22 protein-coding genes and 1 tRNA gene are annotated in these 22,383 nt (G+C 63.7%); 7 read left to right on the plus strand and 16 right to left on the minus strand.

Going from position 1 to position 22,383, the window contains the following annotated elements; genetic code table 11:
• The first annotated feature begins 34 nt into the window (after window positions 1-34).
• Window positions 35-886 carry a mechanosensitive ion channel family protein gene (locus tag LB536_RS10550; protein WP_224591662.1) on the plus strand — a complete coding sequence of 284 codons (852 nt, stop codon included), beginning with the start codon at window positions 35-37 and terminating at the stop codon, window positions 884-886.
• Here LB536_RS10550 and LB536_RS10555 read toward each other — a convergent pair whose 3' ends face one another.
• From LB536_RS10555 to obgE, 5 genes are all read right to left on the minus strand, one after another.
• Window positions 887-2,185, minus strand: coding sequence for an MFS transporter (locus LB536_RS10555; protein WP_224591664.1), 1,299 nt, complete (start codon window positions 2,183-2,185; stop codon window positions 887-889).
• A 95-nt stretch (window positions 2,186-2,280) separates the two neighbouring features.
• Window positions 2,281-2,868, minus strand: coding sequence for a nicotinate-nucleotide adenylyltransferase (locus LB536_RS10560; protein ID WP_411966540.1), 588 nt, complete (start codon window positions 2,866-2,868; stop codon window positions 2,281-2,283).
• Between the two features lie 250 nt (window positions 2,869-3,118).
• Window positions 3,119-4,405 carry a glutamate-5-semialdehyde dehydrogenase gene (locus LB536_RS10565; protein ID WP_224591668.1) on the minus strand — a complete coding sequence of 429 codons (1,287 nt, stop codon included), beginning with the start codon at window positions 4,403-4,405 and terminating at the stop codon, window positions 3,119-3,121.
• Between the two features lie 3 nt (window positions 4,406-4,408).
• On the minus strand, window positions 4,409-5,599 hold the full coding sequence (gene proB, locus LB536_RS10570) for a glutamate 5-kinase (protein WP_224591671.1): 1,191 nt from the start codon (window positions 5,597-5,599) through the stop codon (window positions 4,409-4,411).
• A 4-nt stretch (window positions 5,600-5,603) separates the two neighbouring features.
• Window positions 5,604-6,635, minus strand: a complete 1,032-nt coding sequence (obgE, locus tag LB536_RS10575; protein WP_224591674.1) for a GTPase ObgE — start codon at window positions 6,633-6,635, stop codon at window positions 5,604-5,606.
• 130 nt (window positions 6,636-6,765) lie between these two features.
• Between obgE and LB536_RS10580 the strand changes: the two genes are divergently transcribed.
• Window positions 6,766-7,635: an endonuclease/exonuclease/phosphatase family protein gene (locus tag LB536_RS10580; protein ID WP_224591677.1), complete on the plus strand. Its 870-nt coding sequence runs from the start codon at window positions 6,766-6,768 to the stop codon at window positions 7,633-7,635.
• Between the two features lie 211 nt (window positions 7,636-7,846).
• On the opposite strand, the gene LB536_RS10585 is transcribed toward LB536_RS10580, so the two are convergent.
• The 3 genes from LB536_RS10585 to LB536_RS10595 all read right to left on the minus strand — a co-directional run bounded on the left by LB536_RS10585 (window position 7,847) and on the right by LB536_RS10595 (window position 9,589).
• Complete coding sequence (locus LB536_RS10585; protein WP_224591679.1) at window positions 7,847-8,434, minus strand: GNAT family N-acetyltransferase; 588 nt, start codon at window positions 8,432-8,434, stop codon at window positions 7,847-7,849.
• Between the two features lie 118 nt (window positions 8,435-8,552).
• Complete coding sequence (gene rpmA / locus LB536_RS10590; RefSeq protein WP_015315190.1) at window positions 8,553-8,822, minus strand: 50S ribosomal protein L27; 270 nt, start codon at window positions 8,820-8,822, stop codon at window positions 8,553-8,555.
• A gap of 98 nt (window positions 8,823-8,920) precedes the next feature.
• Window positions 8,921-9,589 carry a 50S ribosomal protein L21 gene (locus LB536_RS10595; protein ID WP_127275341.1) on the minus strand — a complete coding sequence of 223 codons (669 nt, stop codon included), beginning with the start codon at window positions 9,587-9,589 and terminating at the stop codon, window positions 8,921-8,923.
• Window positions 9,590-9,922: 333 nt separating this feature from the next.
• Here LB536_RS10595 and LB536_RS10600 point away from each other — a divergent pair.
• A tRNA-Ser gene (locus LB536_RS10600) sits at window positions 9,923-10,012 on the plus strand.
• 788 nt (window positions 10,013-10,800) lie between these two features.
• Here LB536_RS10600 and LB536_RS10605 read toward each other — a convergent pair.
• A complete protein-coding gene (locus LB536_RS10605; RefSeq protein WP_140810670.1) occupies window positions 10,801-11,046 on the minus strand; it encodes a hypothetical protein in 246 nt (81 codons plus the stop codon).
• Between the two features lie 198 nt (window positions 11,047-11,244).
• Between LB536_RS10605 and LB536_RS31310 the strand changes: the two genes are divergently transcribed.
• The gene (locus tag LB536_RS31310) at window positions 11,245-11,700 is read left to right on the plus strand and encodes a GFA family protein (RefSeq protein WP_140755025.1); all 456 of its coding nucleotides are present in this window, start codon (window positions 11,245-11,247) and stop codon (window positions 11,698-11,700) included.
• Window positions 11,701-11,855: 155 nt separating this feature from the next.
• Here LB536_RS31310 and LB536_RS10615 read toward each other — a convergent pair whose 3' ends face one another.
• The 4 genes from LB536_RS10615 to LB536_RS10630 form a co-directional block, all read right to left on the minus strand.
• Window positions 11,856-12,386, minus strand: a complete 531-nt coding sequence (locus LB536_RS10615) for a GNAT family N-acetyltransferase (protein ID WP_181178225.1) — start codon at window positions 12,384-12,386, stop codon at window positions 11,856-11,858.
• Window positions 12,387-12,574: 188 nt separating this feature from the next.
• Window positions 12,575-13,714: an epoxide hydrolase family protein gene (locus LB536_RS10620; RefSeq protein ID WP_140754892.1), complete on the minus strand. Its 1,140-nt coding sequence runs from the start codon at window positions 13,712-13,714 to the stop codon at window positions 12,575-12,577.
• A 264-nt stretch (window positions 13,715-13,978) separates the two neighbouring features.
• Window positions 13,979-14,338 (minus strand): hypothetical protein, encoded by a 360-nt coding sequence (locus LB536_RS10625; RefSeq protein WP_224591682.1) that lies wholly within the window; start codon window positions 14,336-14,338, stop codon window positions 13,979-13,981.
• A 12-nt stretch (window positions 14,339-14,350) separates the two neighbouring features.
• Complete coding sequence (locus LB536_RS10630; protein ID WP_245463252.1) at window positions 14,351-15,151, minus strand: NAD(P)H-dependent oxidoreductase; 801 nt, start codon at window positions 15,149-15,151, stop codon at window positions 14,351-14,353.
• Between LB536_RS10630 and LB536_RS10635 the strand changes: the two genes are divergently transcribed.
• Both LB536_RS10635 and LB536_RS10640 read left to right on the plus strand, forming a co-directional pair.
• On the plus strand, window positions 15,035-16,189 hold the full coding sequence (locus tag LB536_RS10635) for a LysR family transcriptional regulator (RefSeq protein ID WP_224591685.1): 1,155 nt from the start codon (window positions 15,035-15,037) through the stop codon (window positions 16,187-16,189). The two genes, LB536_RS10630 and LB536_RS10635, sit on opposite strands and share 117 nt — an antisense overlap.
• Window positions 16,102-16,785, plus strand: coding sequence for a DUF1186 domain-containing protein (locus LB536_RS10640; protein ID WP_224591688.1), 684 nt, complete (start codon window positions 16,102-16,104; stop codon window positions 16,783-16,785). Before LB536_RS10635 ends, LB536_RS10640 begins: the two co-directional genes overlap by 88 nt.
• Window positions 16,786-16,822: 37 nt before the next feature.
• Here LB536_RS10640 and recQ read toward each other — a convergent pair whose 3' ends face one another.
• Both recQ and LB536_RS10650 read right to left on the minus strand, forming a co-directional pair.
• Entirely contained in the window at window positions 16,823-18,649 is a 1,827-nt protein-coding gene (gene recQ / locus LB536_RS10645; protein WP_224591692.1) for a DNA helicase RecQ, read from the minus strand.
• On the minus strand, window positions 18,646-20,451 hold the full coding sequence (locus tag LB536_RS10650; protein ID WP_224591694.1) for a hypothetical protein: 1,806 nt from the start codon (window positions 20,449-20,451) through the stop codon (window positions 18,646-18,648). The genes recQ and LB536_RS10650 overlap by 4 nt, the downstream gene beginning before the upstream one ends.
• 12 nt (window positions 20,452-20,463) lie before the next feature.
• Here LB536_RS10650 and LB536_RS10655 point away from each other — a divergent pair, with 12 nt between their 5' ends.
• Complete coding sequence (locus tag LB536_RS10655; RefSeq protein WP_224591697.1) at window positions 20,464-21,885, plus strand: coniferyl aldehyde dehydrogenase; 1,422 nt, start codon at window positions 20,464-20,466, stop codon at window positions 21,883-21,885.
• Window positions 21,886-22,038: 153 nt separating this feature from the next.
• On the opposite strand, the gene LB536_RS10660 is transcribed toward LB536_RS10655, so the two are convergent.
• A complete protein-coding gene (locus LB536_RS10660; RefSeq protein ID WP_224591700.1) occupies window positions 22,039-22,377 on the minus strand; it encodes a cupin domain-containing protein in 339 nt (112 codons plus the stop codon).
• Window positions 22,378-22,383: the final 6 nt, after the last annotated feature.

Here is a 22,383-nt window from a genome sequence, read left to right on the forward strand (position 1 = left end):
GGTTATCGGCTGACCGACCAACCGGAATCCCGCCATGCCGATCGACCCGCAAAACACCCTTCTCACCGTCCAGGCCGGCCTCGCGCAGCTCAGTACGCTGATCGTCTCCTATTCCTTTTCCACCATCGGCGCCATCATCCTCCTGGTGGTCGGCTACATCGTTGCCAAACTTGCCGAGCGCTCGGTCGCGGCTGGCCTCGGCCATATCCACGGATTCGACGCGACCCTGCGGCATTTCTTTTCCAAGATCGTCCGCTACGCCGTCCTGATCCTCGTCGTCGTCATGGTGCTCGGCCAGTTCGGCGTGCAGACCGCATCGATCATCGCCGCGATCGGCGCAATCGGCCTGGCCATCGGCCTCGCCTTGCAAGGCACGCTGCAAAACATCGCGGCCGGCATCATGCTGCTCGCGCTGCGGCCGTTCCGCATCGGCGAATCCGTCGAGGTCGGGGCCATTGCCGGTTCGGTCGAGGAAATCGGCCTTTTCGCCACCAAGCTCAGGACCGCCGACGGTGTCTACATACTGGCGCCCAATTCGACGCTGTGGAACCAGCCGGTACGCAATTTCACCCGCAATGGCGTGCGCCGGACCGACATCACGCTCGGCATCGGCTCCTGGAACGACATAGACGGCGCGCAGAAGACATTGCTTGCCATTGCCGGCGCCGAGAAGCGCATCCGCCGCGTACCGGGACCGATCGCCTTCGTGGCCGGGCTCGGCGATACGACCGTTTCGCTCACCTTGCGCTACTGGACCGCGGCTGCGGACTATTTCGCCACCCAGATCGACATGACGAAACGCGCCAAGCAGGCCTTCGACAGCGAGCGCATTTCCATCCCACTGCCACCTCCGGAAGCGCCGCCGCCCGAGGCCCGCAAGCAGTAATCACTCGCCCCTGTGGCGGATCCCTTCGTCCGGCGCGAAGGCGAGTTCCACCGGCAACGGTGCTTGCGCCGACATCGGCGCGAAACTGCCGGTGGCGGCCGCCGGAACGGGCCGCGCCGCGATCACCCGCCACAGCACGAACAGGCAGAATGCCGAGGCGATGACGATGCCGACATAAATGAAGGTTGCCGTGCCGAAAACGGCGGAAAGCACGGTGACGATGCCTGGCACGATGAAGCCGGCGAGCGACCAGGCAAACAGCATCGAGCTCGACAGGGCAAGCAGTTCATCCTTCCTGGCGCGATCGGCGGCATGCGCGCTGGAGAGCGCGTAGATCGATTCCGCCGCTCCGTCCCAGATCAGGTAGATCACCACCAGGACCATCAGCGCACCGCCGTCGAAGGCGATGGCGAGCACGCTGGCGACGACCGCGAGCGCCGCAGCGCCGGCAAGCACATAGCGCCGGTCCGTGCGGTCGGAAAGCCAGCCGAGCGGTATCTGCAGGATCAGCGTGCCGACCGGCATTGCCGACAGCAGCAGCGCGACATCGGCCTGGCTGTAGCCTTTGGCCGTGGCGTGGATGGGCGCGAAGCCGGACACGATCATCGACAGGCCGCCGACCGCCAGCATGCCGGCGACGCCGACTGGCGAAATCCGCCACGCCTGGCGCAACGCCACCGAAGCCGCCCGCGGCGCCGGCGGCTGGGCAAGGCGCGTCATGCCGACAGGCAGGATCGACAGAGCGGTAAAGGCAATGCCGATCAGCGACGCGGCGGCCGTGTGGATGTCGATGACGGCAAGCGTCGCATAGCCGACGCCAAGGCCGGCAATGTAGGCGACGTAGAACACGGCCATCACCCGGCCGCGTATGGCGTTCGGCAGCGCGTCGTTGAGCCAGCTCTGCGCGACGATGAACAGGCCGCATATGGCAAAGCCGTAAAGCGCGCGTGCGACGATCCACAGCAGCGGGTGCGGCCCGGCGCCGATGGCCGCATTGGACAGCGCGATCAGCGCCGACAGCACCATGAAGGCACGTGCGTGACCGACCCTGCGCACCAGCGGCCCGGTCAATATGCAGCCGGCAAGGCCGCCGGCCGACAGGCCGGTGACGATCAGCCCTGCCCATGTCGGATCGAAACCCTCGGCGCCGAGCCGGACGGGGATATAGGCGAACATCAGCCCGTTGCCGATGGCAATCAGCGCCATCGACACGATGACGCTGGCAATCGCGATCAGCGGCGTGGGTGCACTGCCTTGTTCCGGATCGACTGCGGATTGGGTCTTGGTTTGAATTGCCATGGCCGGCCAGCATCGCTGATTGGCTGAGAAAACACCGCTGTAAAAACGACATGCCGGGCGTCCGAAACGCTGGCTCTTCCTGCTGCGGAGAGGCCTTATCCCTTCGCCAGCTCGCGGATCGCGGTCGACGAGAGCGAGGAACGCGGGCCGTGAATGAAAGTCCAGGCCGGCGCCTTCATCCGCGCAAGCCTTGGCGCATCCCCTTCGTCGATGCGGGCGTAATCGAAGGTCTTGGCGACAACCGACGACAGGAACGACAGTGTGGCGCCCGGACGGTCGATGACCGCGATCGGAAAGGTGAGCACAATCTCGCGCCAGCGCTGCCAGTGATGGAAGTCACGCAGGGAGTCGGCGCCCATGATCCAGACGAAGTCGACGCCGGGATTGCGCGCCTTGACCAGAGCCAGCGTGTCGGCGGTGTAGCGCACATTGTGCGCCGCCTCGAATGCGGTGACCTTGATCTTCGGGTTCTTGGCGATCTTCTCCGACAGCTGCAGCCGTTCGACCAGCGGCGCCAATTCCCTGGCGCTCTTCAACGGATTGCCTGGGGTTACCATCCACCACAGCTGGTCGAGCGCCAGGCGCCGCAAAGCGATTTCGGCAACCAATGCGTGGCCGGCATGCGGCGGGTTGAACGAACCCCCGAACAGGCCGACGGCGAGGCCCTTTTCGGCATGCGGCATCTTGAGGTAGCTGGCGGGGGCCGTGGGCTGAGGGGACGAAAGCATGGTGCTAGGCGCCCCCCTCTGTCCTGCCGGACATCTCCCCCTCAAGGGGGGAGATTGGCAGCTTCATCGGCAGCGCTAATTCTACAACGCCGGCGATTGACGAAACCGGGAATGGCAGTCGATCTCCCCCCTTGAGGGGGAGATGCCCGGCAGGGCAGAGGGGGGTCCGCGCGCGCAACGCCTCAGGCTCTAGGAACGAACAGCATCAAGGCCTCACCTGGCCCGACCCGCGCACGCGGTATTTGAACGAGGTCAGCTGCTCCACGCCGACCGGCCCGCGCGCGTGCATCTTGCCGGTGGCGATGCCGATCTCGGCGCCCATGCCGAACTCGCCGCCATCGGCGAACTGCGTCGAGGCATTGTGCAGCAGGATCGCCGAATCGATCTCGTTGAAGAACCGTTCGACGGCCTTCGCGTCCTCGGCGACGATCGCCTCGGTGTGGTGCGAGGAGAAGGTCTCGATGTGGTCGATCGCACCACTGATGCCGTCGACCAGCTTCACCGCGATGATGGCGTCGAGATATTCCGTCACCCAGTCGGCATCGGTCGCCGGCTTGGCGTCGAAGAAGACTTTCATCACCTCGGCATCGGCATGGATTTCACAGCCGGCGGCGCGCAGCGCTTCGAGGATCGGCACCAGGTGGGTGGTGGCGACCGCGCGGTCGACCAGCAGCGTTTCGGCGGCGCCGCAGACGCCGGTGCGCCGCATCTTGGCGTTGACCGCGATCCGCACCGCCATGTCGAGCTCGGCCGAGCGGTCGATATAGAGATGGCAGATGCCTTCGAGATGGGCGAAGACAGGCACTCGTGCCTCGCTCTGCACCCGCCCAACCAGGCTTTTGCCGCCGCGCGGAATGATGACGTCGAGATTGCCGCCAAGCCCCTTGAGCATTTCGCCGACCGCGGCGCGGTCGGTGGTCGGCACCAGCTGGATGGCATCCTCGGGCAGACGGGCCGCCTTCAGTCCCTCGACCAGGCAGGCGTGGATCGCCGAGGAGGAATTGAGCGAATCCGAGCCGCCGCGCAAGATCACCGGATTGCCGGCCTTGAGGCAGAGTGCGCCGGCATCCGCCGTCACGTTCGGCCGACTTTCATAGATGACGCCGACGACACCGAGCGGCGTACGCACGCGCTCGATGTGCAGGCCGTTCGGCCGCTCCCACGCGGCGATGACATCACCAACCGGATCCTCGAGCCCGGCAATTTCACGGATGCCGTCGGCCATGGCGCGGATGCGTGCCGGATCGAGTTTCAGCCGGTCCATGAAGGAGCCGGAAAGCCCGGATTCGTGGCCATTCGAGACATCGATGGCATTGGCGTCGAGAATGTCCCGTTCCCGGGCGACGATCGCGTCCGCCATGGCGGCAAGCGCGGCGTTCTTGGCGTCGGTGGTGGCAACGGCCAGCGGTCGGGCGGCTGCGCGGGCGCGCCGGCCGATATCGGCCATCAGCGCCACGGTGTCGTCCCCGGATTTTTCATGCAGCTTCAGCATGGCTCATCCTCCGCTAATGTCGCCTTCGGCCCGTGCTTCGTCACTGGCGCGTGCTTCGTCACTGGCCCGTACTTGGTCACCAGAATGACTCACCACAAGATCGTCGCGGTGGATCATCGCCGAACGCGCCTCGTAACCGAGCACCGTCTCGATCTCGGCCGTCTTCAGGCCAGCGATCCTTACGGCATCGGCGGCATCGTAGGCAACCAGCCCGCGCGCGATCTCGCGGCCCTCGGGCGACAGGATCGCCACCGTGTCGCCGCGCGAGAAATTGCCGCTGACCAGTTTGACGCCGGCCGGCAGCAACGACTTTCCCGAAATGAGCGCGCCGATGGCGCCGGCATCGACGGTCAGGCGCCCGGCCGGTTCGAGCTGGCCGGCGATCCAGGTCTTGTAGCCTTTCACCGGATTGGCGCTGGGCTTGAAGAACGTGGCGCGCTCGCCGCGTTCGATCGCCATCAGCGGCGACAGCCGGGTGCCGGAGGTGATGATCATCGCGGTGCCTGCCGCATTGGCGATCTTGCCGGCATCGAGCTTGGTTCGCATGCCGCCGCGCGACAGTTCCGAGGCCGCCGCACCCGCCATCGCCTCGATGTCGGGCGTGATACGGTCGACCACCGGAATGAATTTGGCTTGCGGATCGCGCGCCGGCGGCGCGGTGTAGAGCCCGTCAATGTCGGACAGCAGCACCAGAAGGTCGGCGCCCATCATCGTCGCCACGCGCGCGGCCAGCCGGTCATTGTCGCCATAGCGGATTTCGGAGGTCGCCACCGTGTCGTTCTCGTTGATGACCGGCACCGCCTTCATCTTGAGCAGCGTCGAGATCGTCGCGCGTGCGTTGAGGTAGCGGCGGCGCTCCTCGGTGTCGCCGAGCGTCAAAAGGATTTGGCCCGATTTCAGGCTACCCTTGCCGAGCGCGTCCGACCAGGCGCCGGCGAGCGCAATCTGGCCGACGGCGGCCGCTGCCTGGCTTTCCTCGAGCTTCAAGGCTCTCTTGCCGAGGCCGAGAATGGTGCGGCCAAGCGCGATCGCGCCGGAGGATACGACGAGGATCTCGGCCCCGCCCTGAGCAAGCACGGCGATATCGTCGGCGAGCGAGGCCAGCCAATCGCGCTTCAGGCCGCTCGCGCGGTCGACGAGCAGCGCCGAGCCGATCTTGACGGTAATGCGCCGGTATTTTCTGAGCGACTGCATGGCCCTACTTTTCCCAGCGCGTCTCGACCGGGGCGGCAATCTGCGCTCGGGCTTCGGCGATCACCGCCATCAGCGCGCGCTGCACCGCCTCGACGCCCTCGCCGGTGACGGCGGACAGAAGCATCGGCGCACGTCCGGCGGCGCGCTTCAGTGAAGCGATCTTCTTCTTGCGCGCGTCGGCGTCGAGCGTGTCGACCTGGCTCAACGCCAGGATCTCGACCTTGTCGGTCAGGCCCTGGCCATAGGCTTCGAGTTCGGCGCGCACGGTCTTGTAGGCCTTGCCCGGATTTTCCTCCTGCGCCGAGACCAGGTGCAGCAGCACACGCGTGCGCTCGACATGGCCGAGGAAGCGGTCGCCGATGCCGACGCCTTCATGCGCGCCTTCGATCAGACCTGGGATATCGGCGATGACGAACTCGCGCGCATCGATGCGCGCGACGCCGAGGCCCGGATGCAGCGTCGTGAACGGATAGTCGGCGATCTTCGGCTTCGCCGCGGTGACGGCCGCCAGGAACGTCGATTTGCCGGCATTGGGCAGCCCGACCAGTCCGGCATCGGCGATCAGCTTCAGCCTGAGCCAGATGTTGAGCTCTTCACCCGGCAGGCCGGGATTGGCGCGCCGCGGCGCCTGGTTGGTCGAGGTCTTGAAATGCTGGTTGCCGAAACCGCCATTGCCGCCCTTGGCAAGCAGGAAGCGCTGTCCGACGACGGTCATGTCGCAGATCATCGTTTCATTGTCTTCCTCGAAGACCTGCGTTCCGGCCGGCACTTTCAGCGTGACGTCGGCGCCCTTGGCGCCGGTCATGTTGCGGCCCATGCCGTGGACGCCGGTCTTGGCCTTGAAGTGCTGCTGGTAGCGATAGTCGATCAGCGTGTTCAGCCCGTTGACCGCTTCCAGCCAGACATCGCCGCCGCGGCCGCCATCGCCGCCATCCGGTCCGCCGAACTCGATGAACTTCTCGCGCCGGAACGACACCGAACCGGCGCCTCCGTCGCCGGAGCGGACATAGACCTTGGCTTGATCGAGAAATTTCATTGGATCGCAGTTTCTTTTATTGGCCGTGCGGCATTGCTCTAAACCTTGGGCCTTGCTCTAAACCAAGGCGCGGCGAAGGGCGAGGCCGTTTTATGACGATGGCCGCGTGGGGTTGGCCGGAGATTGCGGGATGAAGCTTGTAACCTACAACATCCAATACGGCATCGGTCTCGATGCACGCTACGATGTTGGGCGCATTGCCGATGCCGTGCGCGGCGCCGACGTGATCGCCCTGCAGGAGGTCACCCGCAACAATCCCAGGAACGGAAGCCGCGACATGGTCGCCGAGATCGGCGAGGCGCTGCCCGATTATTTCGCCGTCTATGGCAGCAATTTCGAGGCCAATATCGGCTCGCGCATCGAGGACGGCCGCGCCATCACCACCACCTTCCAGCTCGGCAACATGGTCTTGTCGAAAACGCCAATTCATCTGTCGCGCAACCTGCTTTTGCCGCGCAGCCGCAGCTTCGAGATGATGAACTTCCAGCGCGGCGCGCTGGAGGCGCTGATCGAGACGCCGCTTGGTTTCATCCGCTTCTATTCCATCCATCTCGATCACCGTAGCCCGGTGGAACGCGCCAGCCAGATACAGTTCCTGCGCCGGCGCTTGTTGAACTATGCGCTCGAAGGCGGCGCACTGTCCGGCGTCGCCGAGATCGGCCTGCCGGAATTGCCGCACCCGGAAGCCTTTGTCGGCATGGGCGATTTCAACATGCTGGCCGGTTCGCCCGAATATGTCGAACTCGCCGGCCGGCCGGATCATGAATTCGGCATGCCGCTGACCGCCGACTTCGCCGTCGATGCCGCCATGCGCCTCGATGTCGCCGGCGACGATCTCGTCTCCTGGGTCGACCCCAAGGACCCCGCCAACGCCAGCCGCCACAAGCGCATCGACTACGTCTTCACCAGCGCGTCGCTGGCCCGCTCGCTGAAGCGCCTGTGGGTCGACCGGAAGGCGAGCGGTTCGGACCACCTGCCGGTCTGGGTCGAACTGGGCTGAGCATAAGCCGCCAGTCCAATCGCGTATGAGAAAGCCCCCTCATCCGGCCGCTGCGCGGCCACCTTCTCCCCGAGGGGAGAAGAGACTGACGCCGGCACCAGCGACCTCCTCTCCCCTCGGGGAGAGGTCGGATTGCCCCGAATTGCCCTTCGCAATTCGGTTGGCAATCCGGGCGAGGGGGCTCTTGCTCGGCCCGCCTTCAGGGCAATCATCAAAAGTGGATCCAGTTCCGCAGGCTGGTCCACGTCTTCCTGTCGAGCCGGTAGCGCTCGACCGGCACCTGGCCGGCGACGATCGAGTTCAGCATGCCCTGGCCGGCATACTGGAAGCCGCACTTGTGGATCACCCGGCGCGAGGCCGGGTTGATGACCCGCGTCGAGGCGTGCAGCACCTGGATCGATGTCTTCTGGAAGGCGAGGTCGACCAGCGCATGGGCTGCTTCGGTCGCATAGCCGCGCTTCCAGTGAGGCTCGCCGATCCAGTAGCCGAGTTCCAACCCGCGATCGGTGGTGTTCAGCCCGGCGCAGCCGACGAAAGTATCGGTGCCGGCCAGCGTCAGCGCATAGGCGATGCCGGCGCGGCGCGCCTTGGTCATGGCGAGGAAAGCACGCCCCTCTGCCTCGCCATAGGGGTGGGGCATGCGCGCCAGCATCTCGGCGACGTGACGGTTATCGGCAAGCTCGACCAGTTGCGCGATATCCCGCTCATCGGGAGCGCGCATCACCAGCCGCTCTGTGACCAGCACCGGGCAATCTATCGCGTAACTTTCGTCTTCTGAGTCTTCCGCTTCGGCAACCATTTCAACGTCCTCCAGGCAAAGAAAAAGGGGAGATGGAAACCCATCTCCCCTGATCCTTTTCCTGGCTTTGCCAGACACCGGTCCCGAGATGGGCGCCGGTGTTCTAGTGCGGAACCGGCTACTCCGCGGCTTTGGTAATCGGATTGACCGATACGTAGGTTCGGCCGTTGGCTTTTTTGTTGAACGTCACGGCGCCGGTTTCGAGCGCGAAAAGGGTATGGTCCGTGCCCATGCCGACATTGACGCCGGGATGCCAGGTCGTGCCGCGTTGACGAATGATGATGTTGCCCGGGATGACGGCTTCGCCGCCGAACTTCTTCACGCCCAGACGCTTGGAATGCGAGTCGCGACCGTTGCGCGACGAGCCGCCAGCTTTCTTGTGTGCCATCTAACTAACTCCGTTGCGCCGCAAGGCGCCTAAAAGGCCTTATGAACGCGTTCGCGTTCCGTTTCAAGTCCGATCCGGCTGATGTTTCGCCGGAAAAATTACTTCTTCGCCAGTTCCTTGGCCTGTTCGCGCCAGTCCTTGATCTGGTCGGCGCTGAACGGCATGTGCTCGTCGATCTTGGCGACATCCTTGTCGCTGAGCTTGGCGAGCTGCGCGAAGGTGATGATGCCCTGCTCGGCGAGGTCCTTGGCGGCGACCGGGCCGATGCCCTTGATCACTGTCAGGTCGTCCGGCTCGCCCTTCGGCGCCTTGAACAGCGGCGCGGCGACGGCCTCGGCCTTCGCTTCTTCCTTGGGAGCGTCCTTCTTGGCCTTGGCTTCCTTCGGCGCGGCCTCGGCAGCAACCTCGGCCTTGGCTTCCGCCTTCACGGCGGCCTTCTTGGCCGGCTTGGCGCCACCCAGCAGGATCTCGGAGATCCGCACCGTGGTCAAAAGCTGGCGATGGCCGATCTTGCGGCGCGAATTCTGGCGGCGGCGCTTCTTGAAAGCGATGACCGTGCGGTTCTTGCCCTGCTCGACGACTTCGGCGGTAACCAGGGCGCCATCGACGAACGGCGCGCCGAACGTGACGTTCTCGCCCTCGCCATGCGCGAGCACGTGGCCGATCTCGACGATATCGCCGACATTGGCTTCGACTTTTTCGATCTTCAGGAGATCGTTGGCGGCAACGCGATACTGCTTACCGCCCGTTTTAATGACTGCGAACATTTTTTGCCTTTCGCTGTTCGGTCGGCCTTGATGAACCGCCTCTGGCGGTTCGGCCGTCTTTTTGTCAGTCTGCGGGTTCAAAAAACAAGCGGCGCGGAAGAACCCTCCACGCCGATTGCGCGCTGTCCCTAACCGAAGGTTGCGTGGGAGTCAAGGCAAACAGCCCGATTCCTTGCCTTGGCGGACCAGCCGACATTGCCTGCCGAGGACGGGCGGCATCGGTCCAGGCAAGGTCCGGGACGGCAAGCTGAATTTCCGGCGAATTTGGCCTTGTAACCTGTCCGTTCAGCCGTTATCTAGTGCGCCGCGCCGGCAACGGCCGACCATGACCGCGGAGAGGTGGCAGAGTGGTCGAATGCACCGCACTCGAAATGCGGCATGGGTGCAAGCCCATCGGGGGTTCGAATCCCTCCCTCTCCGCCATCATTTTCAGCTATCCCGTTGGTTTCATTACATTGTTTTTTGACGACTTTTGTAAGCCTGCACCTTTGGCTGCATCTAACAAGGCGCTTGGGCTGTCAAGACTGGCCGACTAGCAAAAGCCTGCCGCAAGGCTAGAACCTTCCGAAAAGAGGGCTCTCTATGCTCCGCATCATCGCGTACCTAGCGTCTGGCTGCTGTCGACAGCCGTCGGTAGATCGGGTCCTTTGCAAGTTCAGGCGCTGCGTATCGGATTTGATCCAACGCCTCGGTAAGCCCGTGAGGAATACACGCTGGCATCGAGAACGCCGTAAACGTCGACTACAAGATCGCGGAAATCTGGCAACCCTACGGGCCTCGAAATGCCTGCACCGCAAATGAAGAGAACCTCACCACGCGCGTGGGCAAGCAGTAAGCGTTCGGGAATCGCCGCCAAACCGTCGCCCAATGAGATCACGCGATCTTGCGCCGAAGCTTCAGTCTTCAAAGCCGCTGCCTGCTGATTAGAATCGGAAGTTACTGACTGCATCAGAAAGCATGGAACCCGGCATCAAACAAACGCCGGCCGGCTGGTTTTTTTCGTCTGTGCTCAACCAATAACACCGAGCCTAGGAATTTTGCGCACTTGCAGGGTCGAGTAGGGGTAAAGTTAGTCCACCAGCACCCTGGTTTGGATGGTACTGCAGCGCAGAACATGGTGAAAAGCCGAACGTCCGCTGGGACCAGGGGCCCCACAAGCACCTCCTACCCCGCCCGCCGACAAATGCCGGCGTGCCGGGTGCCGGGGCTCTTCACAGTTCGTTCCTGGGATATAGCCGCGCGATCTCGGCCGGCGTGAGATCGTCGAGCGGAACGAGCGTCGGGCCGTCACCGCGAAACACCATCAACGACCGCCTGCCGTCGACTATCCCCTTGAAGTCCGCATGGGTGCGCAGCCAGACCTCGTCGAGCGCCTCGGGCTTAGCAATCAGGTGCGGTTTATGGCCGGCGGCGCTCAGAGCCTCGAAGCTCGGCTCGTGCGCGGATGGGTATGCCAACCATATCGGCATCATCCTCTGGCGCCCGCGTCACCACCAGCCCGAGGATGTCGGCCGCGATTATCGCATCCTTGTTGAACGCCAGCAGATAATCGCCGCCGCGGCGGGTCACGCCAATGCAGCCTCTTTTTGATCGCTGATCTAAGCTCGTCACCGGCCCGCAGCACAGTTTCAGGACGTCTTTTGATGGAGAACGAGATGCTTCGAGGGCGATGCCGCTGTGGAGCGGTGACGTATCAAATAGCGTTGGAGGATTTGCCGGCGAGTTACGCCTGCCACTGCGAAGATTGTCAGACGTGGAGTGGAAGTGCCTTCGCGCTGCACGCCATGCTACCTGAGTCACCTATCTGCTTCCAAGGCGCGGCCACGACCTTCGCTTTGAACGGCGCGGAACGGGCCGCCTCAGAGCATATCGGGTGTGAGGCTTGCATGACCCGCCTTGCCAATCGGAACTCGGCCGTTCCCGGAATGCTGATACTTCGTGCGGGGACGCTCGTCCGGAGTAGGAAGATCGAACCCTACGTGCATATCTGGACTTCTCGCAAACAGCCTTGGATCGCTTTGCCGGCTAGCGCTCAGGCGTTTCATCGCACTCCTACACCCGCAGAGTTTCAAGCGGCTGTAGCGACCGCCGCGGAAGGACGGCGGACCTGAGGTGGCAGACGACATCGCGAAGCGCTGCCCTCCCTCCCGAAAAGGATGGTGAAACGGGAAGGATTGTAGGTGCTCTGCGACCGCCCGAGCTTCGGGAGTAGAGATTTGATCTGATGTTTGCGACAAGCCGGCAAGCGCATGAATGTGGCTGACACTCAGCCAACAGTGGAGTTCAACTGCTTTTCCATAACAACAAGTTCCAGGTCGGGGCGCAGCGGATGACCGACCGAAGGGTCGTCGTAGGGGAATGCTAGAGTTTCGCCCGTCAGCTCGTATCCACGCCGGCGATGCCAAGCGATCAATGCCTCACGCTGCCGGATCACCTCCATTCGCATCCGTGGCGCCCCAGCCGCCGCGGCCTGTCGCTCGACCTCCTGCTTGATCAACTTTCCGATGCCCGCGGTCTGCTCGTCCGGAGCCACGGCGAGCATCGACGTATGCCACGCGCCATCGTCGTCTATCGCGATGTTGATGCAGCCGGAGATCGCGCCATCCGTCAACCGGCGCAGCAGAAGAATGCGTCCCCGCGCGATGAGCGCACGAACGCCCTCCTCGCCGATGCGCGGTCCATCAAGCAACCCACGCTCGTTGGTCCATCCCTCAACTGCGCCATTGGCCCTGTATGCCCCGTTCACGACTGACACTATTGCAGCGGCATCGCCCGTCACGGCATCAATGAAACGCAATTTTTCTACTCCTATCGAAACGTTCGTCATTGCAGCTGCGATCACCGTTGGGGCGCCCCAGCATCCGGTTTTGGGGTCACGCCGTCTTCGCACCAGCAGGAGCCGGCGACGTGATCGACGCCTACCTCGCTTGTTCGCCCGTCGCAAAGCCTCGGTTACGATGAATTTGGTTCGGAGAGTCTCCACCTTCAGGAGCGCGCTCCCGACACCGTCGCGATAAAGGCGCGCAGGTCGGCCAGCATCAGTTCCGGCTCTTCCAGCGCGGCGAAATGGCCGCCCCGCGGCATGTCGGTCCAATGCACGATGTTGTAGGTCTTCTCCGCGAACGAGCGCGGCGGCGGCAAGAACACCGGATCGGGGAAGGCCGCAACGCCGGTCGGCACCTGGATGCGGGTGCCGGCCGGAAGCATTAGCGACTTCTCAAGCCGGCTGCCGTAGTAGATCCAGGTTGCAGTCACGAACGATGCCGGCGCGATGTAGAGCATGATGTTGGTGAGGAGTTCCTCCTCGGAAAACTTGCTCCAGATGTCGGGGGCGCCATTGGCGGTTGTCGGAAGATCGGCCCACTTGCCGAACTTTTCGAGTATCCAGCCCGCCGCTCCGACCGGGCTGTCGGCCATCGCGATGCCGAGCGTCTGCGGACGGGTTTCCTGCTCGTGAAAGTAGGCGCTCTCCTGATCGGCAATCGCGGCCCGCTTGGCGGCGAAGGACTTCTCCTCGCCGGTCGTCGGAGCGGCGTCCTCCGCACGCACGGTCATCATGTTAATATGGATGCCGAGCAGAGCGTCCGGGCGATCATGCGCTGCCCAGGCCGCGATGCCGTGGCCCCAATCGCCCCCTTGAATGAAATACCGCGCGTCGCCGAACAGTTGAATCATCAGCCCATGCACGAGCGCAGCAGCCCGCCGCGGGCCGATCGGGCGCGTGATCGGGTTGGAGAACGCGAAGCCAGGAAGCGAGGGGACGACAACATCGTGCCCGTCCGCTGCGAGCGGCTCCAACAGCCGCTCGAACTCGAGATACGAGCCCGGCCAGCCGTGGAGAAGCAGGACGGGCGGCTTGGAGCCGTCGCCTTTCACATGAACGAAGTGGAGGTGCTCGCCTTCCACGTCGGCCGTGAAGTTGGGCAGCGCGTTGAGGCGCCGTTCGACCGCACGCCAGTCATAGCTGTCCCGCCAATAAGCGGCGAGTCGCTTGAGGTCATCAACCCCGACCCCCGCCGACCAGCCTCCCGCATCCGGCAGCTGGCTCCAGTCATAAGCCTCGACCTTGGCTCTGATCGTGGCGAGCCGTTCGTCAGGGACGTTTATTGTGTAGGGTGAAATCATGATGTTCTCCGCTTAAGCTGGGATGCGGTTCCAGGAAGAGGGTGTCCACGAATCCGATATTGTCGATCGATGTTCTGAGAGCCGAAGACTACTCGGCATACTGCTCGGTACGTCGCCGAGGTTGAAGTCGAACCTTCTGATCTCCGTTTCCGAAGCGCGGTGCGTGGCGCTGGCGACGCATAGCCTTTGACCGCTGGTCGCCGGAAGCCAGTACGTGCCATTTCGCTATCACCGCAGCTCTCACCGCCGCCTTCCTGTTCTGGCCTACACGGTTGAGATACCAGTGCGAGGGCTTTCCCGATTGGGAAGGCCCAGCGGGACGATGATGCGTCCCGCCAGCATCGCGCCATAGCCGGACGCGAAGCCGCTCAAGAGATTGCCGAGCGCGAACAGCAGCATCAATCCAACCGCTAGCGGCCGGCGCGGCAGATGCCCGACTAACGCCGTGACCGTGGGGCACCGGCCGTCACGGCGAGGGCATAGCCGGAAACGAGCAGACCAGCCGCCCGCCGGGAGCGTTATCCCGAGATCGCGCGCGATCCCGGGAACCAGGCCGATGATCACGAACTCAGTCGTGCCAATGGCAAATGCTCCCACGGCCAGCGCGACCAGCGAAGGCTTCATGATCGTCGTGCCTCACGCGTCAACCGTCTCGACCACCCTTTCGACATGCGCGACGATGCCGGTCTGGCCCGGCGCGACGTCATCCGCCATGGTGTGGCGATCGGGGAAATCGCCTCCGTTCTGCGCACGGAACGGGATTGGCGCGTCCGTGAACAGCCCGGCGAGTCGCGCGCGCCAGCCCGCCTTGATCGCCTCGACCTCTTCGGCGGTGGAGACATGGCCGGCGCTGTAGACAGCGTGCGTGGGCAGCACATCCATGCCCGGATAGAAGAGCGCGCCGTGGGTCAGCGGAAAGAGCAGCTGCTCAATCGGCGCGTTGATCCCGCGCGGGCCATAGTCCACCACAGGTCCACCGGCCTGAACATTTACCAGCGCGCGCTTGCCCTTCAGGATGCCGTTCCCGAAGCGAAACTCGTTGGTGCCGTTCTGGTAGCCATAAGCGAAACCAAAGGCATAGACGCGTTCGATCCAGCCCTTCAGGATCGCGGGCACGCTGTACCACCACAGCGGGAACTGCAGGATGACCGCGTCCGCGGCAAGGAGTTTGGCCTGTTCGGCGACAACATCCGGCGTCTGGTTGCCGGTCGCATAGGCATGGCCGGATTCCATGATGAACGACAGCCGGTCGGGATTGGTGCGGACGGGAAAGTCGTCGGCGTCGAACACTGCTTTCCACTTCATGCCGTAAAGTTCGGATTGCACGATCTCGTGTCCGGCGGCGCCAAGCGTCTCGACAGTAACATCGACCAACTGCCGGGTGAGCGAGGTTGGTTCGGGGTGCGCAGATACAATCAGGATATTCTTCATCATCATGCTTCTCTGTCTCTATCGTGGAGTGGGGGGTGCGCTTCAGCGCTCGATGCTTGCAAGATGGAGGCTTTCCGGCCATATTTGAAATCGATTATATTTTGTTCGGGAATAAAGGTGGTAGATACCAGCCGCATCGATCTCAACCTTCTGGCAACGCTCGAAGTGCTGCTCGCCGAACGGAACGTCACCAAGGCGGCGGCGAGGCTGCATCTCAGCCAGCCGGCAGTCAGTGCGCAACTCGCGCGGCTGCGGGATTTGTTCGACGATCCCTTGCTTCTTCCCGCCCAGCGCGGAATGACCCCGACCGCCAAGGCAACAGAACTTGCCCCGCAATTGCGCGAGGCGTTGGATCGGGTGCGCTCGACACTGCAATCCCACAGGGACTTCGATCCCGAAACGGCGCAACTCGCTGTGTCGATCGCTTGCTCGGATTATGTCCAGGCAGCCGTTGTGATGCCGCTCGTCTTAGCGCTCCGGCGGATAGCACCAGGCGTGCGCGTGGCGGTTTGGCACCTGTCCCCCGCCCTCATGGAACAGCAGTTGGCGAACGGCGATATCGATTTGGTGATCGCCACACCCGATCCCGCGATGCCGCATCTACGTGCATGTCATCTTTACGAGGAAACATATGTCCTCATCGGCAGGCAAAGCCACCCGGATCTGAAGCCTGGTCTGACGATCGAGAACTATGTCAGGCTGGAACATATCATCGTCTCACGGCGAGGCGGCAATTTCGAGACACCAGTTGACGACGCCTTGGGGGTTCTCGGTTATCGGCGCAATGTCGTCATGTCAGCGGGCTCGTTCTTGTTCATTCCCGAAATTGTTTCCAGCAGCGATCTTGTCGCGCTCGTACCCAGGCGGCTGTTTCGTGCCCAATCGGAAAGGCTGACGATCATCGATCTGCCCTGGCTGAGCGAGCGGTTCGATATCGGCTTGATCTGGCACGAGCGTTGTCACGGCCATGCCGGGCAGCGCTGGGTTCGCGAATTGATCGGAAAGCTGATGGTCGAGGGCGAAGACGACGCGCCGCGCGGCTAGGCGTATTCGACGGCGACGCCGACGCGCTGTTCGGCATCATTGCCGACCGCTCCGTCGACGAATTCATCCGCGACGGTGCATTTGGCGCGGTGACCTTTTTGACCTGGGAAGGTCGCATCGAGCGCGACCGGTCGCGGGATTTCGTGGAGCGGTTCTACAAGGAGAGGTTGGCCGACGACTGGGATTATGCATGGGTCGGCTGGCTGAAGGCGATCGCGATGCTAGCCTTGCGAGACCTCGTTCCGCTTGTCTACAGCGCCTGGGACGAGGGCCGCATACCGGAAGATGTGCTTGAACGCAGCGATTTCGAAAGCGACCTGCGGGAAGCCGAGCAACAACCCGGTGACATTGGCCGGTTCGACCGCGCCAGTCTGAGTTACATCGAGGATGTCCTTGTGGCGCTGGATTGGACCCGCGGCCTTGGCGGCGACGATGGCTTCGAGCTCGACGAGGACGATGACGGGCACTCCGCATTGGCGGACTCGATATGGTCGAATGTAACGCCGGTCACGAACCCGTGGCGCGACGTTGGACGCAACGATCCGTGTCCTTGTGGCAGCGGCATGAAATTCAAGAAATGCTGCCTCACCAGCTGAGGCGCCGAATTTCAAAGACAGTTCCGATATTGCCGTGTCATTCGGTGGCGTGCGCCGCGATCGCACTGAGAAAGATCTCACCGAACTCCTTGAGCTTCGCCGCGCCGACGCCGTTCACCTCGGCGAAGGCGTCGAGGTCGCGCGGGCGGCGGTCGGCCATGTCGATCAGCGTGCGGTCGGAAAACACCACATAGGCCGGCACCTGGCGTTCCTTGGCCAGCCGCAGCCGCAACGCCTTGAGCGCCGCCAGCAGCGAAGCATCCACGCCCTCGGCGGCGGAGCCTTCCCCGGAACGCTTCCTGCCGCGCGCGAGAGGGTCCCGCGTCTCGACGCGATACTGGAATGCCACCTCGCCGCGGCCGAGCGCACGGCCGCTTTCGGAGATGGCGAGGCCGCCATGGCCCTCGGGATCCGGCATAAGGAACCCGCCGGCAACCAGTTGCCGGATCAGCGACAGCCACACTGTCTTCCTGTGCGCGGCGCCGGTGCCAAAACTGCTTAGCGTCTGATGGCCTCTGGCCAGCACCTTCTCGGTCTCGTGGCCAAGCAGGATGTCGATGACATGGGCCGCGCCGAAGCGCTCGCCGCTCTGCGCGACCGCCGCGAGGATGTTCCGCGCCTCGGCACCGCCATCGGCGCGCGGCGCCTGGTCGAGGCAGTTGTCGCAGTTGCCGCAGGCTTGAGCCTCTTCGCCGAAATAACCGAGCAGCACCTGGCGCCGGCATTGCGCCGTCTCACAATAGCCGATCAGCGTGTCGAGCCGGCGATGCGATCGTCTCTTGTGCTCTGGCGAGGCGTCCTCGTCGTCGATGAACAGCCGCCGCATGCGGATGTCGCCAAGACCGTAGAGCATATGTGCCTCGGCCTCGCGTCCGTCGCGGCCGGCACGACCGATTTCCTGATAATAGGCCTCCAGGCTGCCCGGCATATCGGTGTGGAAGACATAGGCGACGTCGGGTTTGTCGATACCCATGCCGAAGGCGATGGTCGCCACCATGACGACGCCGGACAGTGTCATGAAGGCGTTTTGATTGGCCTCACGCGCCTCCTTGCTCATGCCGGCATGATAGGCAAGCGCTCTGACGCCGTTCTTCTCGAGGAACGCCGCCATCTCTTCGGTCTTCTTGCGCGACAGGCAATAGATGATGCCGCTCTTGCCCGCATGACGCTCTATGAACCGCAGCAATTGCCGCTTGCTATCCTGCTTGGACTCGACCGCCAGCTTGATGTTGGGCCGGTCGAAACCCAGCACCAGGGTTTCGACGCGCTCGGCGAACAGCCGGGCGGCGATGTCGCCGCGCGTGCTCTCGTCGGCCGTCGCCGTCACCGCGATGATCGGCACATTGGCGAAGATGCCACGCAACCGCGACAGGTCTTCATATTCGGGCCGGAATGCCGGGCCCCATTGCGAGATGCAATGCGCCTCGTCGATGGCGATCAGGCTGACGTCGAGCCTGGAGAGCGCCTCGAGCATGCGCTCGGTCATCAGCCTTTCCGGCGCCAGGTAGAGCAGCCGCGTCTGGCCCGATGCCACGCGGCGCCAGGCCGCGACATTGGCCTCGCGGTCGAGCGCGGAATTGATCGTATCGGCGGCGACGCCGGCAAGCCGCAGCGCCGCGACCTGGTCCTGCATCAGCGCCACCAGCGGCGAGACGACGAGGGTCAGCCCGCCCAGAACCAGCGCCGGAACCTGGTAGCACAGCGATTTTCCGGCACCCGTCGGCATGACGGCCAGCACATGGCGCCCGTCGAGCAACGCGTTCATGACGTCGGCCTGGCCTGGCCGGAAATCGTCGAAGCCGAACACGTCCTTCAGGACGCGCCGCTTGCGATCCTCGGCCAGAATGCCGGTTGCCTGCGTCATTCAGCCAATTCCGTCGTCAATATGCCGGCCGAATTGTCATAGCCGAACTCCCGGCAGAAGCCGTCCACGCGCTCGAGAAACGACGGCGGCAGGCCGCGCAGATAGGTCCTGAACGCTTCATTGCGCTCCCATTTTCTCAGCGAGGTGGACCTGATGGGATTGTTTGCATCGCGGCTGAAGAGCGTAGCCGGCGCCAGGCCGAAGGATCGGGCAATCCTCGCCTGCGCGATGTCCGGTTCGGCGATCACGTCCTCATAGCGCAAATAGGAGATGACTCTCTCCGGCTGGGCCTGTCGCAGCCGTATCAAACCATCATACTCCGCCTCCCAACGCTCCATGGTCACGTGAAAAGGCCGCAGATCGACGGTCTCCGGATGAGAGCTGGTCAGCACGTCGAAAGGATGCCGTACGCAATAGATCAGGCCGACCGAGGCGGGCAAATCTTCAAGATCCCTATAGCTCACGAAAGTGCGTTTTACGACCAGGTTGGCTTGATAGCGATCCAGCTCGATCAGTGTCTGGTACGGCGCTTCGCTGATATGGACATAGATATCCTCAAAACAGCCCATCAGATTGAGGCTGAGCGTGGTGCCGCTGCGCGCGCAGCCGGCGATGAAAATTCTATTTCGGGGTCTCATTGCCGAAGGCAGCATTGGCGCCTTCTGTCGAAGGTGCCAGAAAAGCCGCCTTGCGCGGCGGCGTAACGCCGCGATCGGCTTCCGGGCCGCCGCAGCTTGCACCTCGGAAAAGCCAAGCTCGGCCAGGGCGATTCCGCTTTCTCCGGCGACCGCATAGAGCAGCCAGGTCTGATTATCCTGCTCAAAAATGGCCGGATCGCGTAGCGCGTTTTCGCTGTCCTGGGCTAGGCCGGTCCGACTGGGGCGGATCGGCAAGCCGGCCCCTTCGAACTCCGTCAGCGGCCGCAACACTTCGCTGTCGCCCCGCACGGTCCAGTCCCGCCAATCCTCGGCGAGATCGATTGTGCCGCAAAGGATCCGTTCCGGCGCGTCGCCCCGACGCGTGTAATAGACCCGCAGCCAGCGGCCGGATTTCTGCAGCGCGACATGCCGCGGGGCAAGGTCGTGCCGCATGGCAGGCAGCACGACCGGACCCCGTTGAAAATCCGAAATGCCGTTTCTCGATCGATAGACGGTGATCGCTCCCGTCCCAAGCAAACCGTACCACCAGCCATCGTGACGGAAGATGCGCGCGTAGGACGGCCCGAGCGGCTCGGAAAGCGGAGTGAAACGAAGCCCGTCGACGGATGTCGCGGCGAAGGTCATCTGGCCTTCACCGGATTTTGCCGGGCCGTGAAAATACATCACGAAATGGCGAAGCTTCTGGTCGATGTGAACATCGGGCGAGGCGATATGCCCGACCATGAATGGACATTGATCAAGAGACAGCACACCGCCGGGGTGGATGCGCCAAGGCCCATGCAGCGAATCGGAGTAGGCGAGGCGGATATAGGCCCCCGTGTGGTCCGCGAAGTAGAGATAGTAGGCACCAAGCCGGCCGGGCACCCATTCAGGCATGCTGATCAGCGACGGCCCGTTGATGTTGGCCCCGTCATTGCCGGGCAGCATGTCCGGCGTAATGATGGGTCCGTGTCGCATGGCGGTGACACGAATTTGCGGAATCATGCGCCACGCGCCCTTGTCGGAGATTTCAGCTTGCCGCATTCGATACAACGGCATGGATGCAAACGGAAGGTCAAACAGCCATGTGAGCCTCGCCTCTCCTTGCGGTATGTGCTCCTGGCTGGATTCAGGCTGGCCCTGATGTAAGCTGGGCAGGAGCAAGGAGAGCGCGCGATGCTGCAGGTGAGACAGGATGTCCTCGGCGAGCGGTTCCGGTTGCAGCGCGCCGCCTTCGAGAAGCAGCCCTTTGCCGACCTCGGCCTGCGAAAGGACCGCCTCAGGCGCCTGCTGGCGCTGACCGAGCGGCACGAGACCGAAATCTGCGCCTCGATCGACGCCGACTTCGGCAGCCGCTCGTCGCACGAAACGCGGCTTGCGGAACTGTTTGTCGTACGCGCCGGCATTCGCCACGCCCTTGCGCATGTCGGCGGCTGGATGCGGGAGCGTCGTGTCGCCACCACCTTGCCCTTCCTGCCGGGCAAAAACCGCCTTCTGCCGCAGCCGCTCGGAGTGGTCGGCATCGTATCGCCCTGGAACTACCCGTTTCAGCTTGCCGTCGCGCCGGTCACGGCAGCGCTCGCCGCCGGCAACCGCGTCCTGGTAAAGCCTTCCGAACTGACGCCTGCTTTCTCCGAGCTGCTGGCCAGACTGGCCGGCGAGCACTTCGCCCCCGATGAGCTCAGCGTCATCACCGGCGATGCCGAGATGGGCAAGGCCTTCGTCTCGATGCCGTTCGACCACCTGCTGTTCACCGGTTCGACCCCGGTCGGCCGCCAGGTCGCGCTCGCCGCCGCCGCCAACCTGACCCCGGTCACGCTCGAACTCGGCGGCAAGTCGCCGGCGATCCTCGACCCCTCCTGCGACCTCGACGCGGCAACAGCCAGCGTCGCTTATGGCAAACTGTTGAATGCCGGGCAGACCTGCATCGCGCCGGACTACCTGCTGGTGCCCAAGGGACAGGCAGGCAACGTCGCCGCGAAGCTCGCAATCGCCGTGGCGCGGTTCTACCCCTCGCTGCGCGACAATCCCGACTATACCGCCATCATCAGCGACCGGCATTACCAGCGGCTGCGCGCCATGATCGCGGAAGCCCGCGAGGCCGGCGCCGATGTGACCGAGATCAACCCGGCCGGCGAAGACCTCGGCACCGCGGGCCGGAAGCTTTTGCCGACCCTGGTCAGCAACGCCGGCCCGGACCTGCGGCTGATGCGCGAGGAGATTTTCGGCCCGGTGCTGCCGATCGTCGAATATGCCACGGTCGACGACGCGATCGACCATGTGAACCAGGCCGACCGGCCGCTGGCGCTCTACTGGTTCGGCACAGACAGCGGCAACCGTCGGCGCATCCTGCGCGAGACCGTCGCCGGCGGCGTCACCATCAACGACTGCATGCTGCATCTGGTGCAGGAGAACCAGCCCTTCGGCGGCGTCGGCGCCAGCGGCATGGGTGTCTATCACGGCGAATGGGGGTTCCGCACCTTCAGCAAGGAGAAGCCGGTCTTCCTGCAATCGCGCTTGAGCGCGGGAGCCCTTTTGCGCCCGCCCTATGGCAAGACGTTCGAACGGCTTTTCAGCCTGCTCAGGCGCATCACCTGACGCGCATTAAGTCTATCTTCATCATGATCCGGCAGGTTTCCGATCCTGCGGTGATGTTTTGAGTACCGCGGCGTCATTGGCGCCCAGGCAACAAACCCGCGCTTCCCTGGAGGCGCGGGTTTTTCATTGGCCGAGAAATCGTCGGCGGCCCGGTCAGGCGAGAAAATCGGCGCGGTGCGGCGTAAAACTGTCGACCAGACGCCCGGCCTCCAGCGCCCTGACGCCGTGCACCAGGCCGGAGGGCACGATGAAGCTGCCGCCGGTCTCCAGGATTTCGGTGCGGCCCTCGACGGTCACCTCGAAACGGCCTTCGGCGACATAGCTCGCCTGGACATGCGGATGTGAATGCAGCGCGCCGACGCCACCCTTGTCGAAGCCGAATTCGACCATCATCAGCTCGTCGGTGTAAAGCAGAATGCGCCGGCGATTGCCGTCCGGGGTCGGCGTCCAGGCGCCCTCGCCGGCTTGCGCGAAAATCTTAGGCTCGGTCATTGTCAT

The organism is Mesorhizobium sp. ES1-3 (assembly GCF_020164795.1).
In the GTDB taxonomy this organism is placed as follows: Bacteria; Pseudomonadota; Alphaproteobacteria; order Rhizobiales; family Rhizobiaceae; genus Mesorhizobium.